This window comes from Thermaerobacillus caldiproteolyticus (assembly GCF_015326725.1).
Taxonomy (GTDB): Bacteria; Bacillota; Bacilli; order Bacillales; family Anoxybacillaceae; genus Thermaerobacillus; species Thermaerobacillus caldiproteolyticus.
This window is the reverse complement of record NZ_CP064060.1, coordinates 356,741-383,301: the sequence shown is the minus strand read 5'-3', so window position 1 is coordinate 383,301 and position 26,561 is coordinate 356,741. Positions and strand designations below refer to the sequence as shown.

At 41.8% G+C, this 26,561-nt stretch carries 29 protein-coding genes, 1 pseudogene and 2 riboswitches; of the genes and pseudogenes, 13 read left to right on the top strand and 17 right to left on the bottom strand.

Going from position 1 to position 26,561, the window contains the following annotated elements:
• Positions 1-7 precede the first annotated feature (7 nt).
• The 3 genes from ISX45_RS19840 to ISX45_RS19370 all read left to right on the top strand — a co-directional run bounded on the left by ISX45_RS19840 (position 8) and on the right by ISX45_RS19370 (position 873).
• Entirely contained in the window at positions 8-253 is a 246-nt protein-coding gene (locus ISX45_RS19840) for an EamA family transporter (protein ID WP_267240194.1), read from the top strand.
• Positions 243-428, top strand: a complete 186-nt coding sequence (locus tag ISX45_RS19835) for a hypothetical protein (protein WP_267240193.1) — start codon at positions 243-245, stop codon at positions 426-428. Before ISX45_RS19840 ends, ISX45_RS19835 begins: the two co-directional genes overlap by 11 nt.
• Positions 429-690: 262 nt before the next feature.
• Positions 691-873, top strand: a complete 183-nt coding sequence (locus ISX45_RS19370; protein WP_228485609.1) for a hypothetical protein — start codon at positions 691-693, stop codon at positions 871-873.
• Between the two features lie 18 nt (positions 874-891).
• Here ISX45_RS19370 and ISX45_RS02050 read toward each other — a convergent pair whose 3' ends face one another.
• From ISX45_RS02050 to ISX45_RS02030, 5 genes are all read right to left on the bottom strand, one after another.
• On the bottom strand, positions 892-1,425 hold the full coding sequence (locus tag ISX45_RS02050; protein ID WP_194519870.1) for a 1,2-dihydroxy-3-keto-5-methylthiopentene dioxygenase: 534 nt from the start codon (positions 1,423-1,425) through the stop codon (positions 892-894).
• Between the two features lie 40 nt (positions 1,426-1,465).
• Positions 1,466-2,095, bottom strand: a complete 630-nt coding sequence (locus ISX45_RS02045; protein WP_194519869.1) for a methylthioribulose 1-phosphate dehydratase — start codon at positions 2,093-2,095, stop codon at positions 1,466-1,468.
• Positions 2,092-2,751 carry a 2-hydroxy-3-keto-5-methylthiopentenyl-1-phosphate phosphatase gene (locus ISX45_RS02040; protein WP_181555173.1) on the bottom strand — a complete coding sequence of 220 codons (660 nt, stop codon included), beginning with the start codon at positions 2,749-2,751 and terminating at the stop codon, positions 2,092-2,094. The genes ISX45_RS02045 and ISX45_RS02040 overlap by 4 nt, the downstream gene beginning before the upstream one ends.
• Positions 2,748-3,989: a 2,3-diketo-5-methylthiopentyl-1-phosphate enolase gene (mtnW, locus tag ISX45_RS02035; RefSeq protein WP_194520594.1), complete on the bottom strand. Its 1,242-nt coding sequence runs from the start codon at positions 3,987-3,989 to the stop codon at positions 2,748-2,750. Before mtnW ends, ISX45_RS02040 begins: the two co-directional genes overlap by 4 nt.
• Positions 3,990-4,057: 68 nt before the next feature.
• A riboswitch (SAM riboswitch) is annotated at positions 4,058-4,165 on the bottom strand.
• An 84-nt stretch (positions 4,166-4,249) separates the two neighbouring features.
• The gene (locus ISX45_RS02030) at positions 4,250-5,437 is read right to left on the bottom strand and encodes a pyridoxal phosphate-dependent aminotransferase (protein WP_194519868.1); all 1,188 of its coding nucleotides are present in this window, start codon (positions 5,435-5,437) and stop codon (positions 4,250-4,252) included.
• Positions 5,438-5,533: 96 nt separating this feature from the next.
• On the opposite strand from ISX45_RS02030, the gene ISX45_RS02025 reads away from it, so the two are divergent.
• From ISX45_RS02025 to ISX45_RS01995, 7 genes are all read left to right on the top strand, one after another.
• The gene (locus ISX45_RS02025) at positions 5,534-6,349 is read left to right on the top strand and encodes a carbon-nitrogen family hydrolase (RefSeq protein WP_194519867.1); all 816 of its coding nucleotides are present in this window, start codon (positions 5,534-5,536) and stop codon (positions 6,347-6,349) included.
• Positions 6,350-6,455: 106 nt separating this feature from the next.
• Positions 6,456-6,613, top strand: a riboswitch (SAM riboswitch).
• Between the two features lie 74 nt (positions 6,614-6,687).
• Complete coding sequence (gene mtnK, locus ISX45_RS02020) at positions 6,688-7,890, top strand: S-methyl-5-thioribose kinase (protein ID WP_194519866.1); 1,203 nt, start codon at positions 6,688-6,690, stop codon at positions 7,888-7,890.
• Positions 7,891-7,907: 17 nt separating this feature from the next.
• Complete coding sequence (gene mtnA, locus ISX45_RS02015) at positions 7,908-8,978, top strand: S-methyl-5-thioribose-1-phosphate isomerase (RefSeq protein ID WP_194519865.1); 1,071 nt, start codon at positions 7,908-7,910, stop codon at positions 8,976-8,978.
• 34 nt (positions 8,979-9,012) lie between these two features.
• The gene (locus ISX45_RS02010) at positions 9,013-10,098 is read left to right on the top strand and encodes a sugar ABC transporter substrate-binding protein (protein WP_407649741.1); all 1,086 of its coding nucleotides are present in this window, start codon (positions 9,013-9,015) and stop codon (positions 10,096-10,098) included.
• Positions 10,095-11,642, top strand: a complete 1,548-nt coding sequence (locus tag ISX45_RS02005) for a sugar ABC transporter ATP-binding protein (RefSeq protein ID WP_194519863.1) — start codon at positions 10,095-10,097, stop codon at positions 11,640-11,642. The genes ISX45_RS02010 and ISX45_RS02005 overlap by 4 nt, the downstream gene beginning before the upstream one ends.
• Entirely contained in the window at positions 11,587-12,597 is a 1,011-nt protein-coding gene (locus ISX45_RS02000; RefSeq protein ID WP_194519862.1) for an ABC transporter permease, read from the top strand. Before ISX45_RS02005 ends, ISX45_RS02000 begins: the two co-directional genes overlap by 56 nt.
• Positions 12,598-12,679: 82 nt before the next feature.
• Positions 12,680-13,135, top strand: coding sequence for a chemotaxis protein CheX (locus ISX45_RS01995; RefSeq protein ID WP_194519861.1), 456 nt, complete (start codon positions 12,680-12,682; stop codon positions 13,133-13,135).
• A gap of 122 nt (positions 13,136-13,257) precedes the next feature.
• Here the strand turns inward: ISX45_RS01995 and ISX45_RS01990 are convergent, their stop codons facing one another.
• Both ISX45_RS01990 and ISX45_RS01985 read right to left on the bottom strand, forming a co-directional pair.
• Positions 13,258-13,791 (bottom strand): methylated-DNA--[protein]-cysteine S-methyltransferase, encoded by a 534-nt coding sequence (locus tag ISX45_RS01990; protein ID WP_194519860.1) that lies wholly within the window; start codon positions 13,789-13,791, stop codon positions 13,258-13,260.
• A complete protein-coding gene (locus ISX45_RS01985) occupies positions 13,766-16,006 on the bottom strand; it encodes a PAS domain-containing sensor histidine kinase (RefSeq protein ID WP_194519859.1) in 2,241 nt (746 codons plus the stop codon). The genes ISX45_RS01990 and ISX45_RS01985 overlap by 26 nt, the downstream gene beginning before the upstream one ends.
• A 186-nt stretch (positions 16,007-16,192) precedes the next feature.
• Between ISX45_RS01985 and ISX45_RS01980 the strand changes: the two genes are divergently transcribed.
• On the top strand, positions 16,193-17,962 hold the full coding sequence (locus ISX45_RS01980; protein ID WP_194519858.1) for a B12-binding domain-containing radical SAM protein: 1,770 nt from the start codon (positions 16,193-16,195) through the stop codon (positions 17,960-17,962).
• 8 nt (positions 17,963-17,970) lie between these two features.
• Here the strand turns inward: ISX45_RS01980 and ISX45_RS01975 are convergent, their stop codons facing one another.
• Genes ISX45_RS01975 through ISX45_RS01965 form a run of 3 tightly spaced genes read right to left on the bottom strand, consistent with a single transcriptional unit; the run spans position 17,971 to position 18,436 of the window.
• Entirely contained in the window at positions 17,971-18,117 is a 147-nt protein-coding gene (locus ISX45_RS01975) for a hypothetical protein (protein ID WP_181555186.1), read from the bottom strand.
• The gene (locus ISX45_RS01970; RefSeq protein ID WP_194519857.1) at positions 18,114-18,269 is read right to left on the bottom strand and encodes a hypothetical protein; all 156 of its coding nucleotides are present in this window, start codon (positions 18,267-18,269) and stop codon (positions 18,114-18,116) included. The genes ISX45_RS01975 and ISX45_RS01970 overlap by 4 nt, the downstream gene beginning before the upstream one ends.
• A 23-nt stretch (positions 18,270-18,292) precedes the next feature.
• Complete coding sequence (locus ISX45_RS01965) at positions 18,293-18,436, bottom strand: hypothetical protein (protein ID WP_181555188.1); 144 nt, start codon at positions 18,434-18,436, stop codon at positions 18,293-18,295.
• Between the two features lie 99 nt (positions 18,437-18,535).
• On the opposite strand from ISX45_RS01965, the gene ISX45_RS01960 reads away from it, so the two are divergent.
• Positions 18,536-18,880, top strand: coding sequence for a DUF3905 domain-containing protein (locus ISX45_RS01960; RefSeq protein WP_181555189.1), 345 nt, complete (start codon positions 18,536-18,538; stop codon positions 18,878-18,880).
• 33 nt (positions 18,881-18,913) lie between these two features.
• Here the strand turns inward: ISX45_RS01960 and ISX45_RS01955 are convergent, their stop codons facing one another.
• The 4 genes and pseudogenes from ISX45_RS01955 to ISX45_RS01940 all read right to left on the bottom strand — a co-directional run bounded on the left by ISX45_RS01955 (position 18,914) and on the right by ISX45_RS01940 (position 23,270).
• The gene (locus ISX45_RS01955; protein ID WP_194519856.1) at positions 18,914-20,050 is read right to left on the bottom strand and encodes a zinc-dependent alcohol dehydrogenase; all 1,137 of its coding nucleotides are present in this window, start codon (positions 20,048-20,050) and stop codon (positions 18,914-18,916) included.
• Positions 20,047-21,309: a bacillibactin exporter BcbE gene (locus ISX45_RS01950; RefSeq protein WP_181555191.1), complete on the bottom strand. Its 1,263-nt coding sequence runs from the start codon at positions 21,307-21,309 to the stop codon at positions 20,047-20,049. Before ISX45_RS01950 ends, ISX45_RS01955 begins: the two co-directional genes overlap by 4 nt.
• Before the next feature lie 117 nt (positions 21,310-21,426).
• Positions 21,427-22,110 (bottom strand): annotated as a pseudogene (locus ISX45_RS01945) (carbohydrate ABC transporter permease); the annotation flags it as partial.
• 143 nt (positions 22,111-22,253) lie between these two features.
• Complete coding sequence (locus ISX45_RS01940; protein ID WP_181555196.1) at positions 22,254-23,270, bottom strand: LacI family DNA-binding transcriptional regulator; 1,017 nt, start codon at positions 23,268-23,270, stop codon at positions 22,254-22,256.
• Positions 23,271-23,464: 194 nt separating this feature from the next.
• Here ISX45_RS01940 and ISX45_RS01935 point away from each other — a divergent pair, with 194 nt between their 5' ends.
• Positions 23,465-23,674 carry an alpha/beta-type small acid-soluble spore protein gene (locus ISX45_RS01935; protein ID WP_181555197.1) on the top strand — a complete coding sequence of 70 codons (210 nt, stop codon included), beginning with the start codon at positions 23,465-23,467 and terminating at the stop codon, positions 23,672-23,674.
• Positions 23,675-24,147: 473 nt separating this feature from the next.
• Here the strand turns inward: ISX45_RS01935 and ISX45_RS20185 are convergent, their stop codons facing one another.
• From ISX45_RS20185 to sigI, 3 genes are all read right to left on the bottom strand, one after another.
• Positions 24,148-24,261 carry a ferritin-like domain-containing protein gene (locus ISX45_RS20185; RefSeq protein ID WP_407649740.1) on the bottom strand — a complete coding sequence of 38 codons (114 nt, stop codon included), beginning with the start codon at positions 24,259-24,261 and terminating at the stop codon, positions 24,148-24,150.
• 137 nt (positions 24,262-24,398) lie between these two features.
• On the bottom strand, positions 24,399-25,670 hold the full coding sequence (locus ISX45_RS01925) for an anti-sigma factor domain-containing protein (protein WP_194519855.1): 1,272 nt from the start codon (positions 25,668-25,670) through the stop codon (positions 24,399-24,401).
• Positions 25,667-26,416, bottom strand: a complete 750-nt coding sequence (gene sigI / locus ISX45_RS01920) for an RNA polymerase sigma factor SigI (RefSeq protein ID WP_228485608.1) — start codon at positions 26,414-26,416, stop codon at positions 25,667-25,669. Before sigI ends, ISX45_RS01925 begins: the two co-directional genes overlap by 4 nt.
• Positions 26,417-26,561: the final 145 nt, after the last annotated feature.

Here is a 26,561-nt window from a genome sequence, read left to right as displayed (position 1 = left end):
AAAAAGGATGACAAAGCAGCAGGAAGGAAAGTATTACATTCTATTACTAATCACCAGTTTGTTATGGGGCGGGAATTTTGTCGCCGGTAAATTTCTTGTCGGTCATGCGACATCGTTCGTTTTGCCGGAAATGCGTTGGTTTGTAGCTGTCTCCTTCCTCGTTCCGCTCGTTTGGTGGAAAGAAAAACAGTTGTCGTTTCCAAAACAAGTGCTTTTTCCGCTTGATGGAACTTACCGGTGTTGTGTTATTTAATCTCTTGATGTTTAAAGCGCTTGCCGATAATGTCGGGCTGTTGTCCACATTAAATCCCGTTTCAATTGCGGTGGTTTCTTATTTTATCGGCAAGGAAACATTGACGCTAAAGCAAAAAATCGCGATGTTCATTTCGTTTGTCGACGTTATGATCGTCATGGTTCATGGTAATTGACAAACACTCTCTCATTTTCAATTGAATATCGGAGATGTATTTATGCTAGGACCGTTGCGGTATAGGGGCTCTATTCGTTGTTTGCGAAACAAGCAATGCAGTTTGTTTCTGCATTCAAGGCAATGTTATGGCCGGGCATCTTCGGCGCAGCGATACTCGCGCCGTTTCCCGTTTCCACTTTCACCGTTCACGAATCTTCGTTCTCTTTTTGGCTTGCCCTTCTATATTCCAGCGTAGGTGCTACCGTGTTGGCAATGATGTTTTGGAATATCAGATTCAACATATTGGCATTACAAAATCGGGAATGTTCTTATTTTTACATCGATTCTTGCCTATATTACTGCAAGAATCGATGTATCCTTTGCAATTTATCGGAAGTATGATTGTCATTGCTGGGGTCATTCTTTTTACTGCGAAACCATTACATCACCCCTCTTCCGATTAAGAGGAAGAGGGATGGTTGTTACGCGTTGATTCCTTCTTTTTCGTAAATCGGCACCCATCCTTCTGTTGTGACAAAAATGCGAATCGCGACTACGCGGCGATCTTCTTGCAATGTAAAATAGTGGCGTGTATTTTCTGGAACGGAAATTAAATCGCCAGGATTTAATTCGACATCAAAAAATTTTCCGTCTTTTCCTTGAATCGCAAATACGCCGTGGCCGCTGACGATAAAGCGCACCTCATCATCTGTATGATGATGTTCGCGCTTAAAGTTTTCGAGCAATTGATCTAGGTTCGGTGTATTTTCGGATAAGGAAATAACGTCTTGCGCTTTATAGCCGCGGCGTGCAGAAATATCTGCAATTTCGTCTTTAAATGTCTCTAAAATTTCATTTTTTTCTTCATCCGTAAGCAAATATTTTTCGCGTAAATGTTCTGGGAGTTTGTTGATATCCCATTTTTCGTAAATAACCCCTTGCTCCTCTAAAAATTTGACTACTTCTGCTTCAGTGGTAATTCTTTCATTTGTTTCATGAAAACGAATCGTTGCCATCTTCTCTTCCTCCTAAAAATTTTTTTATAAAAAAGGGATTTTAGGCGAACGCCTTTGCTCCCTTTAGCAACAGTAGCTTGATGTGATAGCTAAATAAAAACTCGCACGCTTCTAAAAATTTTTTTGCTTCAAACGCATTTCGCCCCCATACAGTAATGCCGTGATTACGAATGAGAACCGCACCTGCGTCATCGTTAACATGTTGGGCAAACTCTTTCGCCAGTGTCGGAATATGGGCGTAATTGTTAATAATCGGAATGCGAATAACAGCATCTTCTTCCCAAAGACCGAACGCCTTAATAATTTCTTGTCCGGTAAACACGACTTCCCCGTTGTCACCGTATAATTCGGAAATGACGTTATTATCGATCGTGTGGACATGGAGGCTGCAGCCTGCGTTTGTTTTGTTGTAAATTTCCACATGCAAAAGCGTTTCCGCTGATGGTTTCAAATGCGTTTCTTCCGATGGATTACCGAGTGCATCCACAAGAAGAAAATCTTCATCAGTTTGCTTTCGTTTATCTTTTCCGCTCGCGGTAACAAGAAAGGTGAGCGGATCATCGGTTACTTTGATCGATAAGTTACCGCTTGTCGCAAAGAACCAATCGCGGGCTGCTAACTCCGCCTTCACATCAGCAAGCTCCCTCCATTTTTTCACAAGAGAACTCATACTCTCACCTCCATCTTCTCAAGAACATCAATCACATCAAAAAACGTTGTAAATGGTGTATGGGAAATACTAAGTTCATTGCATTTTTCCAGTAAGAAATCGCGAGCAATGACATGATCGGCTAATTTTGCCGCTGCCAAATCGGTAATGGAATCGCCGATGACGATATTGAATGCATCAGGTTTTGATAGCTTCCGTAACAGCGATGGTTTGCAACAGCCACAACCGTTATGACAATGCTCATCGCACGAATATGGCCAAACAATTTGAATCGTTTCCCCGCTAAAATCGGAACCGTTGCAGAAAATGAATTCTTTTTCGATAAGCCCGTCAAGAAGCGGATAGACGAAAAAGTCGATGCCACCGCTCACGACATACAGAGGAATGCCGTGTTGTTTTGTAAAAGCGACAAATTCACGAAAGCCGTCACGGATACGTGCCGTTTGTAAAATAAAGTCCGTAATCTCTTCCTTCAATCTCGAAGGAAGAAGGGAAAACATTTTTCCGACACCTTCTTGAACGGTCAGGCGCTGTGCTAGTACATCGTCTTTTAGCGTTTCCCATTCTGGCGGGGCAAACTGTTTCATAATCGCGACGATATTGTCGCTATTTGTAATCGTTCCGTCGAAATCGCAAAAAAGGATTGGCTTTTTCATGCTGTCACCTCGTGAGCACCCCATAAAGCAATTGCCTTTTGCAGTGCCTCACTATCTTTAGCGGCATCTTGAAGCGGTCTTCCTGCTAACACCGCATCAATGGCTGCGCAGAACGCTTTTCCTCCGCCTTCTGCTCCATCCGGGTGACCATGTACCCCGCCGCCTGCATTAATAACACTGTCGATGCCGAAATCGCGAATTAAAAGCGGTACTAGTCCCGGATGAATCCCCGCTGACGGAACCGGGAACGCTCGTTTCAATTGCTCATCTTCCTTCGTTAACTCAGCAGCAATGCCAAGCGCTTCTCCTCTATCAAGGGCAACGCTTCCATACGGTGATGGGAAAAGCGCAAAATCTGCTCCAGCAAGACGAAGCAATTTCCCAAGCAATAGCGGGCTCTTGATTCCATAAAATTCCGATGGTGTTAGCGCGCCGCTGATTGCCGGATGCGCCATAATTGGAATTGAAATGTCCTCATCTTCACGCAAACCTTGCAATACATCTAATCCATAAGCGAACACGTTAAAAAGAAGCACATCGGCATCTAGCTCCACTGCCCGCTTCGCTTTTTCTTTCAACTCGAACGTTTTCCCTGTTAAATTGACAGCGTACAATGTTTTCTTTCCCGTTTTTTCGTATATATCGTTTAACACCGCTTTTCCGGCAGCGATTCGCTTTTCAAACGGAGTTAAGTCATTTTCAAACAAAATTTCGTCATCTTTGACAAGATCAACTCCACCGAGTGCCTGTTGTTTTAACTGTTCCGACAAATAATGCAAATCGCGCCCGATAACGCCTTTAAAAATGCTCATGAGAAGCGGGCGATCATACACGCCAACTTTTTCGCGAATCCCGTCAATTCCAAAGCATGGACCAGGAAACTGCTTTTTCAATTCATCGGAAAATGTCATATCGATTAGCTTCACTTCTCCATCGAGCGATAGCTTGCCAAACACCGTTGTCAATATCGCCGGCAAATCAGCACTGAAATTGACGCTTGGATAAGCAATACGGACAAGCCCTCGCTTCACGCGTTTGCCAAGATACTCATTCACCCGCTCACTTTCTTCTATCTGTGTGACGCTGACGACAACCCCTTTATGTTTTCGTAATTGTTCTTGCTCTAACAGCGGCAAATCGGTCCAAGAACCAACGGTAAGGCCAAGAGCAATCCCTTCTGCTTTTTTCTCTAAATCTTTCTCATCATAAATGAGATATGTGGCAATTACTTGACTCATCATCTGTCCCTCTTTCTAAGCATCAATAAAAAAACCTCTTCATAAGAAGAGGCTAGATGTTCAGACTCTTCTTATCTCTCAGCATATCGCTGCAAGAATTAGCACCGTGCTTAACAACTGTTAAGTCGGTTGCCGGGCTTCATTGGGCTCGTCCCTCCACCTACTCTTGATAAGAATGCTTGAATCATGTATTCACTTTTCGAAATTTTCGCGGTAGTAAATTTAATTTGAATTATGACAGGGATTTTCAACTATGTCAATCATTTTTTTACGGCATGGAAAAGACCAAGCTTGGCAACGCGTTGTGCAGCTTCTTCTAAGCGCTCTTCACTCGTCAATAGACCGACGCGTACATACCCTTCTCCATGTTCCCCAAATCCGATTCCTGGGGCAACAACGACATGAGCTTTTTCAAGCAGGAAATCAGCAAATCGCTCCGATGTCCAGCCGTTCGGTACAGGTAACCACGCAAAAAACGAACCAGCTGGTGCTGTGACATCCCATCCGATTTGTTGAAGCGCCTTTACAAGTGTGTTCCGTCGCGATTCGTATAACGAAACAAGCTCTTTTACGCAATCTTGTGAAGAAAGAAGCGCGGTTGCTGCCGCCTCTTGAATCGCACCAAACAAGCTGACGTATAAATGATCTTGCAACAAGTTAATCGCTTCAATCACACTTTCATTCCCAACGGCAAATCCAACGCGCCAACCAGCCATATTATACGTTTTCGAGAACGTATAAATTTCAATACCGACGTCTTTGGCCCCTTTCGCCTGAAGAAAACTGATCGGTTTTTTCCCGTCAAATCCGATCGCTCCATAAGCAAAATCGTGTACGACGCAAATATCGTGTTTCGCCGCAAACAAAGCCGTTTCCTCAAAAAACTCTTTTGTCGCCACCGCACCGGTCGGATTGTTTGGATAGTTTAAAAACATTAACTTTGCCTTTTCCACTACGTCTTTCGACAGCTCACCGTAATCCGGCAAAAACTTGTTTTGCGCGCGAAGCGGCATCATTGCCATTTCTGCTCGCGCTAAAGCGACACCCGACCAATAATCCGGATACCCCGGATCTGGAACGAGAACGACATCCCCCGGATTTAATAAACATTGTGGAATCTCCACAAGCCCTGCTTTTCCCCCAAATAAAATAGCGACTTCTTTTTCCGGGTCAAGCTTCACCCCATATTCGCGTTCATAAAAGGCAGCGACCGCCTCTTTGAAAAACGAGTAACCGCGAAACGGCGAATATTTATGATAACGCGGATTAGCCACTGCCTTTTGCAGCGCCTCAACAATATGGGACGGCGTCGGTTGGTCAGGATTTCCTTGGCCGAGATTAATGACATCATGCCCTTGTGCAATGACTTTTCCCACTTTGTCAACGAGCGAAGCAAAAAACTGCTTCGGAAGGCTCTGTAATAGTTCTGATTGTACAAAATGTTTCATCGCTTACACCTACTCAAAAATTTCTTGAAATTCTAGTCAAACATCATATATCGTAAAAATCAAAATGTAAAGTTAAAATTTTTGAGGTGAACGATCATGACATTAAAAATCTCTTGTCTCCAGCTTAACATTGCCTTTGGCGATCCAGCTGAAAATCAACAGCGTGTTCAAACTGAAGTAGAAAAGCTCTCTGCCCAACGCCCTGACATCATCGTTCTTCCAGAATTATGGACGACCGGATATGATTTAACGCGCCTTGATGAAATTGCTGATGAAGACGGGGCGCACACAAAAGCGTTCATTAGCGAGCTTGCACGTTTGCATCACATCAACATTGTAGCTGGTTCCATCGCCAAAAAAACAAAAGACGGAATTACGAATACGATGTACATCGCCAATCGAAACGGCGACATCGTAGGCGAATATAGTAAACTTCATCTTTTCCAACTTATGGACGAACACCTTTACTTGCAATCTGGAGAAGCACCGGGATTGTTTACTCTTGAAAATACGTTATGTGCTGGCGTTATTTGTTATGACATTCGCTTTCCGGAATGGATTCGCGTTCATACTGTACAAGGAGCAGAAATATTATTTGTCGTTGCAGAATGGCCTTTACCCCGCCTTCATCATTGGCGCACGCTACTTCAAGCTCGTGCCATCGAAAACCAATGTTACGTTATCGCCTGCAATCGTGCCGGTCACGACCCGAATAATACGTTCGCCGGACATTCTCTCATCGTCGATCCGTGGGGAGAAATACTGGCAGAAGCAAAAGAAGAACCTTGTTCACTCACCGCCGAAATCGACTTGCAAAAAGTCAAACAAGTACGCAAACAAATTCCGATTTTTAGCGATCGTCGTCCAGAGCACTACATTACGAGTGAAAAAAATTTTCCAAAAAAGTATTGACAACATCGCCAATTACGATGTATGATTCGAATCAAACGCAAAACAATCAACAAATTGCAACAATAATGAAAATTTGAACAAAATCGAATATACTTACTGATAAACACTCTTATCAAGAGTTGGCTGAGGGAATTGGCCCAATGAAGCCCAGCAACCGACCGTAATACTATCGTGAGATAGGGCGCATTTAAGCGCCGGAAGTAACTTCCGTAAGGCACGGTGCTAAGTCCAACAGAAAGAGTCATTCTTTCTGAAAGATAAGAGGTGCGAAGAAGTATCTTCAAGCCTCTTTCGATATGCGAAAGAGGCTTTTTATTTTACAAAGGAGGCGTTCACGTATGGCAGTTTCAAAACAATCCGTTTACGAACCTTTAACAGAAAGTGCCGCGATTGCTCTTGCAGTTCGCTTGCGCCTATTCCCAGAAGGGGCACCGTTAGTATGCCGAGAAATCGGCGATGGAAACTTAAATCTTGTTTTCCATATCGTTAACCAACAAACAGGAAAAGGAATTATTATTAAACAAGCATTGCCGTATGCAAAAGTAGTCGGCGAAAGCTGGCCTCTTACGTTAAAGCGTGCCGTCATTGAAAGCAACGCATTGCGCACATTTGCCAGCTATGTTCCAGAATACGTTCCGAAAGTGTACTATTCCGACGAATCTCTGGCTATCACCGTCATGGAAGATTTATCCCATTTGCAAATCGCTCGCAAAGGTCTCATTGAAGGAAAAACGTATCCACTTCTTTCGCAACATATCGGTGAATATGTGGCAAAAACATTGTTTTATACGTCCGACTTTGGTATGAATCAACAAGAGAAAAAACAACTTGCCCAAAGCTTTGTCAACCCTGAACTATGCAAAATTACCGAAGACCTTGTCTTTACCGATCCGTTCTTTGACCATGAAACGAACAATTTTGAAGACGAGCTTCGCGAAGATGTAAAAGAGCTTTGGAACGATGATGAACTCCATCTTGAAGTGGCGAAATTAAAGCGAAAGTTTTTAACAGAAGGAGATGCCCTCATTCACGGCGATTTACATACCGGAAGCATTTTCGCCAGCGACGAGGAGACAAAAGTGATTGATCCGGAATTCGCCTTTTACGGTCCTTTCGGTTTCGATCTTGGTCAATTTTTCGCCAATTTACTATTAAATGCGTTGTCCCGCCCAGAACAAGAACAAGAGCCTTTATTCGCCCATGTTGAAAAAACGTGGGAAGTATTTGCAAACGTCTTTTCCGACCTTTGGGAGCAATACAATGTTGAGCCGTACGCAAAAACGCCTAGGTTGTTGCAAGACGTTTTGCACAACACGTTTGTCGATGCGATTGGATTTGCCGGATGCGAAGTGATTCGTCGTACAATTGGTTTAGCACACGTCGCAGATCTTGACGGCATTGAGGACAAAGAGGAACGCATCCGTGCAAAACGCCACGCCCTTCGTCTTGGACGAAGCCTTATTTTACAGCGCAATTCGCTGAATGATATTCAAGAAATTCGTTCTCTTTTCTTGCAGGCACCATTGGCACCGACTAACTAAACGAAAGGAAGAAACATATGACTGAACGATTCATCATTCCGCGTTCGGTTGAATGGAACGATACGCATATCACTATTTTAAATCAACAAAAATTACCTTCAGAGACAGAATATTTGGAATTAAAAGAAATTAGCGATGTATGGGATGCAATTGCAACGCTGAAAGTTCGTGGAGCGCCCGCGATCGGTATTACGGCTGCCTACGGGCTCGCCCTCGCCGCTCAACGTTACAAGGCAAGCTCGATAGACGAATTTAAGCAGCAGCTTCAAAAAGACCGCGACTATTTAGCAAGCTCGCGCCCAACGGCCGTTAACTTGTTTTGGGCACTAAATCGCCTTGTATCAAGCATTGAAAACGCTACTTCTGTTAACGAAGCGAAAACAACGCTCATTCACGAGGCAATTCGCATCCAAGTCGAGGATGAAGACGTATGCCGCCGCATCGGGGAGCATGCACTATCTCTCTTTCAAGATGGCGACCGCATCCTAACAATTTGCAATGCCGGTTCCATCGCTACCGCCCGCTACGGTACGGCACTCGCTCCATTTTATCTGGCAAAAGAAAAAGGCATTCACCTTCACGTGTTTGCCTCAGAAACACGCCCTGTTCTGCAAGGAGCGAGACTCACAACATGGGAGCTCATGCAAGCCGGCATTGACGTTACACTCATTACAGATAATATGGCAGCGCAAACGATTCACGCCAAAAACATTACGGCAATCATCGTCGGTGCGGACCGAATTGCCGCAAACGGAGATACCGCCAATAAAATCGGTACATTTGGCCTTGCGTTATTAGCGAAATCATTCGGTATTCCGTTTTACGTTGCTGCACCGTTATCAACGATCGATTTAGCAACTAAAACGGGAAAGGACATTCCGATTGAAGAACGAAATCCAGAGGAAGTCACACATATCGCCGGTACACGCATTGCTCCTGAAGGGGTGAACGTCTACAATCCAGCTTTTGACGTAACCCCTCACGAACTTATTACTGCGATTATTACCGAAAAAGGGATTATTAGCGGCAACTATGAAGCAGGATTGCCAGCATTGTTCGAGGGGGTCGAAACAAGTGAAACGATTTAAAATATTTTTTATTGCTGCCTTGTTATTTGGCATCATGCTCAGCGGCTGCACAAACGAACAGGATGCCGTAAGCAGCGAGCCAGCCAAACAACAAGAAACATCCAAAAAAACAGAGACAACAACGACAGCAACAGAACAGGCAGACATTCCTGCCAAACTCAAAAAGCCGATAAAAATCGCGGCCATTATGCAAATGTCTATCGGTACATTTTCTTCCCAGTACATTGCCGGAGTGAAAGAACAAGTGCAAAAATTCGGCGGTGAAGTGCAAATCTACAACGCTGACAATGATTTAACGAAAATGGCTTCATATGTGGAAACGGCAATTACACAAAATGTCGATGCAATTTTGTTAGACCATGGGCGTGCCGATGCGTTGCAAGGCCCGGTGGAAAAAGCAGTCGCTAAAGGAATTCCTGTCGTGGCGTTCGATAACGATTTAAACGTACCAGGCGTCACCGTCATCGACCAAGATGATTACAGCTTAGCATGGAAAACGTTAAAAACATTAGCCGAAGACTTAAATGGAGAAGGACAAATCGTCACTATTTGGGTCGGCGGATTTACCCCAATGGAGCGACGCCACGTCATTTACGATGCGTTCAAAAAACGGTATCCGAACATTAAAGAAGTCGCCAAATTCGGCACAGCAAGCTCTAATACGGCATTAGATACACAAACGCAAATGGAAGCAATTTTAAAAAAATATCCAAATAAAGGCGATATTGATGCCGTCTTTGCGACATGGGATGAATTTGCAAAAGGGGCAACGCGCGCAATTCAACAAGCAGGCCGCAACGAAATTAAAGTGTACGGCATCGACTTAAGCGATGAAGATTTACAAATGATCCAGCAATCAAATAGCCCATGGGTCGCAACAACTGCGACTGATCCAGCGGAAGTTGGGCGCGTGCAAGTTCGATTTGCTTACCAAAAAATCGCCGGTGAAAAAACGCCAAATATTTATTCCCTTGAGCCACACTTAGTCAAAAAATCTGACTTACCAAACAAACAAATCTCGATGAACGATCTTCATAATTACATTACTGGCTGGGGACAGTCTAATGTCGCCGTCTCTCCTTGGATGAAAACGTTAGAAGAACAGGTGAAAAACAAATGAATGGTCTCTTCATGGAAAATATTTATAAATCATTCGGAGATGTGAACGTATTGAATGGCGTGAATTTCCATGTACAGAAAGGGGAAGTTCACGCCCTTTTAGGAATGAACGGAGCTGGCAAAAGCACATTAATGAAAATTCTCGCTGGCGATCTGTCTCCTAACGAGGGGACTATTACCATTGACGGAATAGAGTATCAATTTTCTTCCCCTTCCGACGCAAAAAAAGCGGGAATCGGGTTAGTCGTTCAGGAAGTCGACACCGCCCTTTTTCCTTCGCTTACCGTGTATGAAAATATTGCCGCTGACGACATCGTTGAGACGAAGCGGCGACCGTTTCTTTCTTGGAAACAACAAAAACAGCGTGCTGAAGAATTATTGCGCCAAGTCGGTTTATCTATTCCGCTAAATAAGCTTATTCATGAATGTACGTTACACGAAAAACAACTCATTTTATTAGCAAAAGTGCTTTCTTCTTCGGCTCGCTACATTATTTTGGACGAGCCGACCGCCCCATTAAGCGAAACAGAAACGAAACGCCTCTTTGACATTATGAAACAATTAAAGTCTCAAGGAGTGTCGTTTATTTATATTTCTCACAAACTAAAAGAAGTAAAAGAGATTTGTGACCGCGTTACAATTTTGCGCGACGGCACGGTCGTCCATCGCGGTGACGTTTCACAGCTTTCCATCGAAGACATGATTCGCCATATGGTCGGGCGCTCTTATGAAACAAGAAAAAAAGAAACGCGTACCTACAGCGATCAAGTCATCTTTGAAGTGAAACACTTACTCATTCCAAAAACAAATACGACTGTTAACTTACAAATTCACCAAGGAGAAATCGTCGGCATCGCAGGGTTAGTCGGTGCCGGAAAAACCGAATTGGCAGAAAGTTTATTTGCCCATACAAAAACGACGGGCGAATGGTTCATTCGCGGAAAACGGTATACGTTCTCCTCTCCCAAAGAAGCAATTGAAGCCGGCATCTGTTTTATTCCAGAAGAACGGCGAAAACAAGGGCTTTTTATGAGTGAAACCGTCCGTACCAATCTAACTGTACGCTTATTATCATCGCTGACAAAAGGGCAATGGGTGATCAAACGAAAAGAAGCCGAGGTAGCTCAGCAACTAATCGAAACGTTACACATCCGCCCATCTTCCCCTCATGCGCTTGTTAAACAGTTAAGCGGCGGCAATCAACAAAAAGTCGTCATCGGCAAATGGCTGCAAACGAATAGCGATGTATTTATTTTTGATGAGCCCACAAAAGGAATTGACGTCAACGCCAAAGCGGAAGTATTTTCGATCATCCGCTCCCTTGCCGACAAAGGAAAAGCGATTTTATATTTAACAAGCGAATTTCAAGAACTGCTTGACATTGCCGATACGATTTACGTGATGGTCGACGGTCAACTTGTCAAACGCTTTTTAGCCAAAGAGGTAACATACGAACAGCTCATTTACTACAGCAGCGGAGGTGATTTCCATGGAACAACCAGTCCTTTCATCAATAAAGAAGAAACAAACGTTATCTCCTCTTGATTTTTTATACAAACACGGGACATTGCTCGCGATTCTCGTCGTTATCGCCTACTTCGGCATTACGCTTGATCGTTTTTTTACGTACGACAATTTTAGCGATATTTTGCGTTCCATTTCCATCGTGACTCTTGTGGCAATCGGCATTACTTTTTCTCTCATTGTCGATGGATTTGATTTATCAGTCGGCTCTACCGTTAGCCTAGCAACCATCTCCAGCGCAGCAGCACTGGTTTTATACCGCCAAGAAATTTTCGTCACTCTTCTTGTACCGATTTTATTAGGAATTGTCGTTGGTCTCCTTAATTCGTTGCTCATTGTCAAACTCAGGCTGCCCGATTTATTGGCGACATTAGCGACCATGTATGCGATTAACGGCGTGCAGCTAACATATACAAAAGGATTTTCGATTTACAACGATATGCCGCTTCCTGACGGCGGAACCGCACCGGGAAAATTTATTCCTTCCTTTTTATTTATCGGTCAAGGGGAAGTGTTCGGCATCCCTTTTTCCGTTTTGCTCATGCTGTTGATCGTCGTCGTATCTCATTTGTTTTTAACATACACAAAACCAGGTCGATTGTTTTATATGACGGGAGAAAATCGTGAGGCGGCTCGGCTTGCCGGGATTCCGGTGAATCGTTATCGAACATATGCCTATGTAATTAGCGGTTTTTTCGCTGCGCTTGGCGGCATTGTCCTTGCTTCCCGTATCGGGACAGGACAAGTGTCTGCAGGGGCTTCGTTTTTAATGGATGGAGTTGCTGCTGCCTATATCGGCTTTTCCGTATTTGGTGCAGGAAAACCGAACGTAATCGGCACGCTGTTCGGCTCCATTTTAATCGGTGTGCTCCTCAATGGACTCACAATGATGAATGTTCCATACTATGCCCAAGACATTGTCAAAGGAGTGATTTTAGTCGGCGCCTTAGCGTTGTCCCATATGCAAAAGAAATAGGAATATTTCCCCATCCGTTCGACCCACAATTTATGGTATGATAGAACTACTAGTGGCCATAGTTGACGAACGGGGGAAAAATATGACAGCAACAACAACAACGATAACTCACATCTTAAACAGTGCAATCGAATCAATTAAAACAGTCATTCCAACGGGGGTCGAAATTCAAAAACCGACATTATACAACACTCATTCGATTCAATCTTCCTTATCCGTTCTCATTGGAATGACGGGACAAATTCAGGGACAGCTAGTTATCGGCGGAACGAGCAACCTTTTCGCACAAATTAGCGAGCTTATGTACGGCATGACGTTAGAGGGCGATATGCTTGAATCGTTTACATGTGAGCTTGGCAATATGATTGCTGGACATTTAGTGACATATGCGTCAAAGCGAGAAATGACGATGGATATCACCCCGCCGACATTACTGATTGGAGAAGTGAGCATGAAAGGGTTTCAAAAAGCAATTCTCGTTCCTGTTACGATCGCGGAAAAAGGAACGCTGCATGTGATTGTTACATTGCACGACTAAGAAAAGCGGAAGCGCCTTGATTTTCTCTCGAAGCCAATGCAGCTATTTGACGCAAGAGAACAAGGCGCTGAAGCTATGCAGCGGTTCAAATTTATTATACTTCTTATCATTGAGCAGAAAAACTAGAAGCGATGATCGCTTCTAGTTTTTTTATTCCCTTCTATCGCCCGATATCGCTCTTCGAGCAACAGCAGCCTTTCCTTCACGTCCGTTCGGTTTCCTGCATATCCAGTTAACGAACGGTCTTTTCCGATGACACGATGGCACGGAACTATAATCGCAAGCTCATTAGCACGATTCGCTTGGCCTACCGCCCTTACTGCTTTCGGACGACCAATTTTTTCAGCAATATCGCTATAGCTTACGGTTGTGCCATATGGAATATCACAAAGCGCTTGCCATACTTGCTCTTGAAAAGGTGTCCCTTTCCATTTAACAGGCAACCGGAACGTTTTTCTTTTTCCATGAAAATATTCATCCAGCTGCCCCAGCGCCTCTTGAAGCAATAAGGAATCGCTTTTGACCATTTCGTATTGGCGACATAGCTTTTTCCATTCATCTTCAAATAGCTCGACATTGACGATCGCTTCTCCGTCTGATATAACGTAAATAAGACCTAGTTCTCTCGATCTATAAACATTGTACTCCCGCTTCATCTTCATCCTCTTTCTCGATTCGTTCGATCGGCAATGTAATATGAAACGTAGTTCCGACGCCGACTTGACTTTCCACATCAATTTTCCCTTGATGCTCCTCAATAATTTTATAGCTTACCATCAAACCGAGTCCAGTACCACGTTCTTTTGTCGTATAGAAAGGTTCACCGAGTTTTTTAATCTTGTCTTGTGGAATTCCACAGCCCTGATCCCTAATTGAAATGCAAATTTGATTTCCAGCCGTTTTTTGAATGTTAACGTTAATATCCCCGCCTTTTGGCATTACTTCAATAGCATTTTTCAATATATTAATGAACACTTGTTTGAGCTGGTTTGGTTCACAATAAATGAATGGGATATTTTCTTCGAATTCCGCGATAATTTGTACATTATGCATCATGGCTTGAGCGCTAATTAAATCAATGGTGTCTCTCATAATTTTGCAAACATCATTTTGTTGATATTGAATCGCTTGCGGCTTAGCGAGGACAAGGAATTCAGTAATAATGGATTCAATTCGTTTCAGTTCAGACATGATGACATTGAAGTACATGGAGTAGTCTTCCTTAATGCTTCCTTGCAACAACTGAATAAAGCCTTTTAACGCAGTCATCGGATTGCGAATCTCATGAGCAATTCCTGCCGCAAGCTCGCCGACGACGTTGAGAGTATCGGATTTCCGCAGCTGCAATTCCATCTCTTTTCGCTCCGTAATATCTCGAAGTGTCATCATTCCAACACCGGGGATAATTTCTTTTTTCAGTGAAAATTCAATAATTTTTTGCTCCTCTTCCCCGCTTGGAAAGTTCATTTCCGCATATGCCTCTCCTGAACGCTCACATTGGCTGACGAGCTTATAAAAGTTTTTCCGTTCTTTTTCCGGTATAAACTGAATCACCGATTGATAAAGCAGTTGATCTTTCGGTGCCTGAAAAATTTCGCAAGCTATCGGATTGACATCCAAAATTCGATATCCTTCCCCCCATAACAATATACCGTTCATGGCATGGTCAAAAATACTGCGAAACTTTTGCTCGCTCTCCCGTAATTCTTTTTCGATTTTTCTCCGTTCAGTTACGTTCCGGAAAATGGTTAAATGATAACCATCAATAACACCTTGTTTCATCGTAAACTCAAGTTGCTTATCTTCCCCGTTCGGCATATGGAACGTCAATTCATCACGAATTTCTCCCGTTTTTTGGAACTGTTCAAACACATGGCGTACTTTTTTGTCACTATAGTCGACAAAATCAAGCAAGTTTTTCCGAACAAGCAGATTAAGTGGAAGTTCAAACGTTCGGCTTGCTGCTGGATTCGCATTTAAAATATGACCGTGATTGTTCCAGATGAGAATCGCTTCATGAGCTTGTTCAAAAATCGCACGAAACCGTTCCTCGCTTTTTTGAAGCTTAATTTCCATATTTTTCTTTTCTGTGACATCGCGCATAATCGCCATGTAAAAACCACTGTAGACGTTCGACGTTGTCGTTAGTTCAAACATTTTCACTGTGCCGTCGAAGCGGACTAACGACAGTTCCCCTTTCGCTGTTCCCTTTTCTTTCAATTCAACCAGAAGTTTGACAAAATCATCCGTACACTCTTTCGCGATAAATTGCTGAAACGACAAACTCAATAATTTCGCTTTTTCTAAATTTAAGCTTATGCAAAAAGCAGGGTTTACATCAATAAACCGCCCGAATTCATCAAAAATCACAATCCCATCCACAGCGCGGTTAAATACATCTTTAAAGAGAAACTCATTAATAATCCGCTCTCGCTCTAATGCTTTGCGAGCGGAAATGTCACGCATAATCACTAAATCAAACTCGTTAAAGGCATCCTTTTTCATTGAAAACTCAATGTGCTTGATTTTTCCATTCTTCAACTTCAAAAGCAGCTCATCACTAAATGAGCCGAATTTATGTAACATCGATTGCTGAAATAACAAAATATCAGGAGGGACTAAGTCAAGGAACATATGAAACTGTTTCCCAAGAAGCTCCTCCTTCTCCATTTCAAAGAGCTGACAAGCTGCCTCATTTACTTCAACAAACTCACCATTTTTATTAAAAATCACAATCGCATCCAGTGACCGTTCAAAAATAATGGAGTATCCATTTAATTGTTCTTTTAAACGTCTGTTTTCTTCCTCTAATGATTTTACATTAATCATCAAGTCTTGTTCTTCACGGGGAGAAAGGCTGTTATTCGCCATCTATCTTCCCTCCTTCTCCAACAACTATCAATCATTATATATTCTTCATCAAAACATTTACTCCTTCTACACCTTTTGGAATAAAAATCCCCACAATTCGACAATGTTTTTTTTATTTCTCTTTTGTCTAAAATGTGTTATATTAAAATGTTGTTTTTAAATGCTCTGATGAAGGAGTTTGTACGTATGAACATTATTTGTACGACATTAAATGCAAAGTATATTCATACCAACTTAGCGATTCGTTATTTAAAAGCATACGCTCAACCGGAATTTGATGTCCAAATTGTCGAATATACCATTAAAGACCCTGCCATGAACATTGTCACCGATCTTTACCAACGAAAACCTGATATCATTGGTTTTAGTTGCTATATTTGGAATATTGAAGAAACAATTAAAGTGATTAAAATGCTCAAAAAAATTGCCCCCGACATTACCATTGTGGTCGGCGGCCCTGAAGTGTCGTATGATGTGCGCGAGTGGCTTGAAAAGGTACCCGAGTTTGATTTTATTGTCATTGGCGAAGGGGAAGAGACGTTCAAACAATTTTTATTTCAAATGCATGGAGAGCAAGATTTCACCGCTGTCCACGGGTTGGCGTTTCGTCAAGATGGAAATATCATTATTAATCCACAGCGAAACAAAATCAATTTGGCAAACATGCCATCACCGTTTCGTTTTCCAGAAGACATTCCTCATTTATCCAAACGCATTACGTATGTAGAGACAAGCCGCGGCTGTCCATTTAGCTGTCAATTTTGTTTGTCGTCCATTGAAGTCGGCGTCCGCTATTTCGACCGTGAAAAAGTGAAAGACGACATTCGTTATTTAATGAAACATGGAGCGCGAACGATCAAGTTCGTCGACCGAACGTTTAACATTAGCCGCAGCTATGCGATGGACATGTTTCAATTTCTCATTGAAGAACACGTTCCGGGAACAGTATTTCAGTTTGAGATCACAGCGGATATTATGCGCCCTGAAGTCATTGAATTTTTAAATAAAGAAGCTCCTCCGGGACTGTTTCGTTTTGAAATCGGCGTTCAATCGACAAACGATGAAGTAAACAAGCTCGTCATGCGCAAGCAAAATTTCGAAAAATTAACTCGTACAGTAACAATGGTAAAAGACGGAGGAAAAATCGCCCAGCACCTTGATTTAATCGCAGGGCTTCCAGAAGAAGACTACACATCATTTCGCAAAACATTTAACGACGTATTTGCCCTTCGCCCGGAAGAATTGCAGCTTGGCTTTTTAAAAATGCTGCGCGGCACCGGTCTTCGTCTTCGCGCCGCAGATCACGGATATGTTTTTATGGATCATGCTCCATACGAAGTGTTGCAAAATAATGTTCTTTCCTTCGATGACATCATCCGCATCAAACAAGTGGAAGATGTATTAGAAAAATATTGGAACGCCCACCGTATGGATGAAACAATTGAATATTTAGTGAGCCATGTATTTCCGACACCATTTGATTTCTTCCAGCAATTCGGCACATACTGGGACGAACGCGGCTGGGCGCGCATCGGTCATCAACTCGAAGACTTATTCCGCCGCTTGCATGAATTTTTACAGGCAAAAAATATAAAGGAACTGCCGACAGTAGAAGCGTTAATGAAATATGACTATTTGCGCAACCAAAAGCATAAACCGCGCAAACCATGGTGGGAAGAAAAAACAGATAAAGAGCTGCGCACCAACCTTTATCGCCAACTGTTAGAAGAACCGGCATTGTTAGGAGAAAAATTCGTCTCACTCCAACTAAACGAGAAAGATTTGTTTAAACATACCGTCATGGAAATTGTTCCGCTTGATGTACAGCATTATGCCGAAACAAAAGAAATTCGCCATATTCCAACCGTCATGATTGCTTATTTTGATCCTATTCAGTTACAAACAATCATCTTTTCCGCTTCGTTATCGGTGTTTCAAGCAACAACAAAAAAGTAGGGGCATCCCTACTTTTTCTTTTTCTTCCGTTTTGTCTCTTCTATTAACTGGATCATTTGATGGGCATTGAAATCTCCAAACTCAAACGCAAATTCCTCACGAGTTTCGTTACGGTTGCGTCCTGTCTCACGATGATTCGTTTTATCGGTTGTCATTCTCCTTGCCGCCCTTTTTTCGAGTTGCGGTTCGCCCCGCGACTCATATCTTCTTCACCTGCATATTGTGCCGCGAATTCCGTATCAGGCAAACTTTCTTTCGGCGTTTTGTTATTGTTTTTCGCCGCATCAAATCCGACTTTTCGTTTCATACTTTATCTCCTTCCTATTTGTTTCACTTTTTTAGACCTGCTTTGTGCTTATACGCAATGAGGACAATTTCTTCCCCTGTTTCTTCTCGCAACGTCTTTTCTAGCTCTCGTACTTTTCTTAGAGCTTGTTCTTGGAGATTCGCTACAGGAAATGAGTCACTTTTCACGGATATCCCCCTTTTCGTTTTTATTACTTTCCGTAAAAGACGTCATTTTTATTCATAACCGGTGACGTATCCGGTCACACTACGAATGAGGTGATCACATTGCGCAACGAAAAAGAAATTGAATCACCGATTCTCGATGAGACCCAGCCGCATCAAATTCATGCTCCCTCTTTCAAAGGAACGGGCATTAAAATGCAGCCGCCGTTTATTAACAAATACGGGGTTGTGATTGGCGACAGCAAATACAATTCACCAAACTCACCGCTCAATCAATGGAGCGATGAAACCGATCCTAGCATTATGTCTGGCAACGAGTGGGTGCATCCAACGAATGACATCGGTTGGAACACCGAGGAAAATCGCGAGCTACTTGAAGCCAAAAGGCGACCACAAGCCGCTCCATTTATGCATCCGAGCATCGATACAAGCTACGGACAAGATTAAAGGGATATCCTCATAAAGAGGTATCCCTTTTTCTTATGGCTTTAAGACCACTTTAATGCATCCATCTTTCTTTTCATCAAAAATTTCATAAGCATGTTTTGCTTCGTCTAATGGAAGGCGATGGCTAATGATATCGGTCGGGTCGAACTTTTCTTCGACAATCCATTCGTACAATGTTGGTATATAATGAATGACTGGAGCCTGCCCCATTTTTACCGTAATGTTGCGAGCAAATAAATCCCCCAGTGGAAATTGATTGTATCGCGAACCGTATACGCCGACCAGCTGAATCGTTCCGCCTTTTCTTACGGCTTGTGACGCAATGACAATGGCTCCCATCGCTCCACCTTGTAATTTTAACGCTGAACCAAGCATCTCAAGAGGGGTCATTTTTCCGTCTAACCCGACGCAGTCAATTACCACATCCGCACCGCCTCCAGTAATTTCCTTTATATATTCTCCGACATTTTCATATTGTGTAAAATCAAGCGTTTCAACTCGATTCGTTTTTCGTGCATGCTCCAATCGATAGTCTATATAATCAACAGCAATGACCCGCTTTGCCCCTTTCATCCAAGCAAATTTTTGCGTTAACAATCCAACCGGACCGCAACCTAACACCACGACTGTATCGCCATCTTTTACCCCTGCCTCATCAACTCCCCAAAATGCCGTCGGAATAATATCAGATAAAAATAGCAATTTCTCATCTTCCAATTCGCAATCTTCCGGAATAACAAACGGAGCAAAATTAGCGAACGGCACACGCAAATACTCCGCCTGTCCTCCGGGATAGCCGCCGAATGTTTCCGAATAACCGAAATATGCCCCCGTTTCCCCGTTCGGATTCGAAGCATCACATTGACTTTCTAAATGGTTCTGACAATACCAACATCGGCCGCATGCGATCGTAAAAGGAATAATGACGCGGTCGCCTTTTTTCACTTTCGTCACATTCGGTCCAACTTCCTCGACGATTCCCATCGGTTCATGTCCGATAATAAAATCGTGCGGCATATTTGGAATCATTCCATGAATAAGATGAAGGTCAGAACCGCAAATAGCAGTGCTCGTAATTTTCACAATGATATCATCTGGCTTTAAAATCGATGGAGCTGGCATCTGTTTCACTTGCACATCTTTTATGCCTTGAAACGTAACAGCTTTCATCCTATTTCCCTTCCTTCTTTTTCAGGTTTGATCGCCATCAATGTGATGATGCTAGACAGCACGCATAATCCAGCAAAACCATAAAACATCGTATTCGTCGCTTGTTTCATTAACAGTGCTGCAACAGGCGGTCCTGCTGCAACACCAATAAACCGCATCGAACTATAAAACGACGTTACCGTCCCCCGCTCCTTTTTCTCAATTCCCTCCGTAATCAAAGCATCTAAACAAGGAAGCACGATTCCAATGCCGACACCTGATACAAAAAAAAGAGCTATCATCCACCAAAGCTGCCGAAACATAAATGCGAATGCAATCGTCGCTGCAGCAATGACTCCGCCAATAACGATGAGCCATTTCATAAGTCGTTTATTTTTTCCTATTTTCTTTCCTGTTATAAAGGAAGCCACACAAAGAGCGCCAAGCGGAATAGCTAATATCCATCCTTTTTTTAGTCCATCAATCCCGTAATCATCTTCTAGCATGCTCGATAAAAAAAAGAGCTCCCCGAATAAAACGAACATAAAAGCTCCCCCGATGAAAAAAACGGCATAAAGCCAGCGTCCTTCCCGATAAAAAATCGCTTTTACATTGCGCAAAAACTCGCGAAATGGCGGCGGTTGTTCCATTTTAGTTGGAGATTTCACAAAAAAAATCATCATCACAATTGAAATCGCGCAAAACAACGGAAATGCAAAAAACAGCAAAAACCAAATGATCCCAGCTAGCACAGATCCTACTATTGGACTTGCCACTTTTCCAAACGTATTCGCGGTTTCAATCGTCCCTAAACAACTGCTGGCTTCACTGTCTTTTTTGAACAAATCACCGACAAGCGGTAATACGATCGGGAACGCTCCTGCTGCTCCTATCCCTTGCAGCATGCGCCCAACGAGAATCATTCCATATGGTTCACTCATCTTCCATGATGCCCATCCGGAAATAATCCCCCCGGCTGCCGCAATGAATAAGCTAGGGATGATCACCTTTTTTCGTCCGATTCGATCACTGAAATATCCAGCAATCGGAATTAACAGAATCGCAACAATAGAATAAACAGTAATGAGCAAACTCGACTGAAATGAAGTAATCTGCAATTGTTTTTCAATTGTTGGCAATACAGGAATCAGCATTGAGTTTCCAAGCGTCATGACTAACGGAATTGAGGCCAGGGAAGCAATGGTCCATCCTTTGCCTGAAATGTTATTCCCCTTTCGTTCCCTGCTCATCTGTTGTGACATCTTCTCTGTCCATTCCATTTACCATTCCTGCCTTATCGTTTATTATTCATCTTTTCACATTTTTATCATCTCCGTTTTCCTCTTTTACATTCGAAACACAAAAAAACCTCGCCTAGGAAAAGGCAAGGTTTCCCATTATTTACCACCTGTAAACGAAATTCCTTTAATAAAATAACGATTGAAAAACGCATAAATGACTAATACTGGCAATGTAAACACCATTGAAGCCGCCATAATGTAATTCCAGTAGCTAATGTATTGCCCTTTAAAGCTATTTAAGCCAAGCGGCAATGTAAAGAGCTGCGGGTCAGAAAGAATAATGAGCGGACGCATAAAATCATTCCATGAACCCATAAATACAAAAATTGCTTGTGCAGCTAATGCTGGACGAGCGAGCGGCAAAACAATCCGGAAAAAAATACCGAGCCGGCTAAGCCCATCTAATGCTGCCGCTTCTTCTAGCTCTTTTGGAAAATTAATAAAAAACTGCCGCATCATAAAAATAAACGTCGCATTGATCATCGTCGGCACAATCATCCCTTGATAAGAATTCAACCAGCCAAGCTGTTTTAAAATTAAATAGTTCGGAATCATTGTGACTTGTACCGGAATCATTAATACCGCCAAGATGATGATAAACAACGGTTTCTTTCCGGGAAATTGCAACCGTGCTAGCGCATAGCCAGCCATCGAATTAAACAATAAGTTTAACAAAGTAACAGTTACCGCAATGATAACACTATTGAACAACCAACGCGGGAACATTTTTTGCTCAATAAAAATTTGTTTATAATTGTCCAGTGTAAAGTGTTTTGAAATCTTCTTTAATCACACGATAGCCCATTAAAACCCTCCTGTTACCGAAACGTTTTGGATTTTGAGAAATTTTACTCCAAAACGTTTTCGATTTTTGATAAAACTCTTCCAAAACGTTTTGAATCGCTGGCCAGTTAAAAACCACACTATTTGTGGTTTTTAACTGTCGATTCGCGCATTTTTAATTCTGTTTCCAAAATTCTAACATGAGATTGTGCCTTTCCTTCTAACATTTGAATGAGCAATTTCGCCGCTTCATAGCCCATCGCAAATTTATTTTGGGCGATTGTCGATAACGTTGGAGTCGCATAAGAAGCAAGAATAATATCATCATATCCGATAACGGCCACATCGTCTGGCACTCGCTTGCCGAGCTGTTTTACCGCTTTCATAACTCCTAATGCCATCAAATCGCTCGCACAGAAAAATGCCGTAATGTCCGGATATTCTGTCAACAATCGTATTGCTTCTTGTTCCGCTTGTTCTTCTTTAAACGCACCGTTTGCCACCCAATGCTCATAAAACGGTAAATCGGCTTCGAATAACGCCTCTTTGAATCCTTTCAGCCTTTGTTCACTAACAAAGGCATATTCATAGCCATTGATCATAGCAATACACTTGTGGCCTAACTCCACTAAATGTCGGACAGCTTTTTTTGCCCCAAGAACATTATCGGTTGTGACATATCCTACTGTCTCTGATTCAATTGGGATGTCGATGAGGACACACGGAATATCGCTCTCAACTACTTCTTGCAAATACGGATCATCGACTCGAATTCCTTGTAAAATTGCACCATCCACTCGTCGTTCACGGCATAATTGTGTATACGTTTTTTCCCGCTGCTTCGTGGAAGTTGTGCTGAATAAAACCATGTCATAATCCACTTCACCGACATATTGGTTAACTCCTGCCAGTACTTCAAACGTAAAATTGTCTTTCGCGCTTTCCCGAGTCAACCCGGAAACAAGCAAGCCAATCGTTTTGGATTTATTCATGACAAGCCCGCGAGCAAGAGTGTTCGGACTATAATTCAATTGTTTAGCAATATCGATAATTTTTTGTCTCGTTTTTTCATTTACATCAGAATACCCATTCAATGCTCTTGAAACTGTTGTAATCGAAACTCCAGCAGCTTTAGCAATATCTTTAATCGTTGTCACAGCTCTTCCTCCAAAACGTTTCGGATTGCTCTCTTGATTGGATTATAACCGAAAATGTAAACGATTTCAATCATTTTTCGCCAATCTTCTTTCTATAAATTTACAACTCCTTCTTCAATTCCCATCATACAAATGCTTTTTTTCTCTCATACTAATGATGCAAGACATATTCATGAAACAAGGAGGAATAAAACATGGCAAGAACAAGTAACAAATTGCTTGTACCAGGGATTGAACAAGCCCTTGATCAAATAAAATATGAAATCGCTCAAGAGTTTGGTGTACAATTAGGGGCAAATACCGCTTCTCGCTCCAATGGTTCCGTCGGCGGCGAGATTACAAAGCGCTTGGTTGCGCAAGCCCAAAGCCAATTTGCTGGTTCTGCTCATTCAAAAACTGAATAATATGGCTGCATTTAAAACACTTTTTTGCATAAAGAATGATTACGCGCAAATGTATGTATAAAGCAACGCCTTTTTGACGTTAAATTTTTTCATAAAAACTTTATCTACAGAGGCTGCTTCACCTTTTTCGGACAGCCTCTTTCTTCATTCATTGTGATGGTATATTTTCTATCCGGAGTAAACGTTCTTTTCACAATTTACTATCAAGCATAAAATAGAGTATGACTGCCATTTTCAATTCATTTCAACTTTTGAATGAGGATGCCAAATATTGCCTCTTCCTCGTCTTATCCAACAATAAGCAATTTCAAAAAGTTGATCCCAGCATATTCACGTTCGTCCCACATAATATCCGACAACGATACATGCGTTTTGTCACTTCTTTTTCTTCAATAAGTGCTTTTTCAACACAATCTAACAAAGAAACAAAGTTGTTGCTTCGAGAGTCAAGTCCTGCAATAATGCTCGCTCCCTTAACGCATAACAAAATGATAAAATTTCATCGCATGAAAGTGTTCTTCTTCCGCTTGGAAACGGAAAAAATCAGCTAATCCATTCAAGACGTCCGCAGAGCAATAAGCCGTCATTTCCATATACGCATGCGCAAAAAAATTTAAAATTCATTGCTCGTTTAAGCTACTTAATAATTTCACTTAGCAATTCCACCATCCTGCCCCTTAACTATAGCAAAAAGCTCCTTCTATAATAGTGGACAAAAAGGTGTTCATCGCCGTTGTTCCGTTCGATGCTCTTCTTTTTGACGTACTTTCTTTTGGCGCTCCTCCTTTTGATATTCTTCCTTTCGGCGCACTTCCTTTTGGTGTTCTTCTTTTCGATATTCTTCCCTTTGAAGTACTCCCTTTTGACGTCCTTCCTTTCGATATTCTTCCCTTTGAAGTACTCCCTTTTGACGTCCTTCCTTTCGATATTCTTCTCTTTGAAATACTCCCTTTTGGCGTCCTTTCTTTCGATATTCTTCTCTTTGAAATACTCCCTTTTGACGTCCTTCCTTTCGATATTCTTCTCTTTGAAATACTTCCTTTTGGCGTCCTTCCTTTCGATATTCTTCTTTTTGACGCACTTCCTTTTGCTGTTTTTCTGCCCTTAGTTTTATTACTTTTTCTTTTTTCTCTGGTTGAAATGAGCGTTCTTCTTGTTTTAATAAATATCTCTTTTCCTCTATCTTTTTGTGTAACGATTGTTTTGGTGTCAGCTGTTTTTCAGAATGGCTTTCCAATTCTTTTTTTAATTGCTTTTCTTCTTTTTTATGATTTGATTCTGTAGGAGTATTGGGCTTAGATTTTTGTATTAAAGGAGTATCGCTTTTTTGTTTTGTCTCTCCTTCATTTTTTTCTTTTTCCTTTTCAATTTGCAAAAATTTTCCTGTTGTTATCCCTTTTTTTATAGCTTCCTTTCGTACCCCCATCGTGCTTGTTGTAGTTTTTACCACAATATTTTTTTGTTGATACGAACGCTGAATTTTCGTTAATTCTGTTGATAGTTCATGTGAAGAATTACGATGATGTTCTTTTTCAACGGTGGCAATTAACACTTGTCCCCCTTTTTGTAAATAGCCTCTCTTCATGCTTAATTCAATAATTTCCCTGGTAACGTCAACAAATTTCTTTTTATTCCAATCGGAAAGACGAGACACGATATCTTTTCCTTCCCGATTATACGCTTGTATTTTGAGCACTTGTAACTGCTCATTGACCCCAATTTCAACGCTCGGATTAATATCAATGGACATATAAGCATACACTTCATTTGAAGGAAGATGAAACAATGTAGCAAAAATAAGCACACATGCAGCCACAAGACTTAGAATTACATATCGAAGCGAATGATGACGAACAATGGGTTTCCCCATCACCGTTCCTTCAATTTCTTCTCCAATTTCGCAGTCGTGTTCATTTTTTACTTGAACAAACTCTCCTTCAGGGGTCAATAGCGTAACAAAATCATCATCCACTTCTAATACAATCCCTTTTTTCACGATAGAAGCACCCCTTTTATATAATCTTTTAAATAGACGTAGTCCCCCGCTAAAATAATGGCAACTGCAATAATATATTTTCTATTTCTCTCAATGGTTTTTCGGCTTACTTCTGCCTTTGTCTGCAATTGTTTAATGGGCAATTGTTTTTTCTTAAATAACATTTCACATAATTCTTCATTGTCCACTAACAACTTTGCGACTTTCATAGCATTCAAACGGGCATCTTTATGCTTCGGTGACTGTTCGACTAACTCTTGAAAGCTGAGCCCAAATTCCTTCAGCACTTTCTGATAATGGATGATTTCTTCACGGCGTTGCTCTTGCTCAATTTGCCTGTAAAACTCATCCATCGATAATTTCGTGTCTAAATACGTTTGTGCTAATTCCTCTTCCTCCTCTTTATGTATAATAATGTTTCTTGCTTTTGCTTCTTTCCGAATATAATCAATGGTACGTCGTTTAATTAACAGTTCTGCAAAAGCAATGAAAGATCCCCCTTTGTGAGACGCGTATTTCTCAATTGCTTCATTAAAAGCGATTAACCCAATGCTTAATTCATCATCCCCCTCCCCAATAAATCGTTTGCATACACTTGAAACTGTTTTTGCAATAAATGGTTTATATTGATCAATTAATTGATTATGCAGTGTTTTATTTCCACGCTGAATTTCAGCGACTGTTTGTTCAATCGTTTTCTCTTTTTTTATTTTTAATGGAAATAATATACTGAGCATGTACTTCACCTCATTTGTGAAAGAGACGAAAGATACCTCTCCCTTTGAATATCATTCGTACATCTTATCGAACTTTTGTCTGTCATTCAATCGGAAATTTGTTACATCTTTTGATTTCCAATATAAGAAAAAAGACCTTTGCAATGGTGCAAAG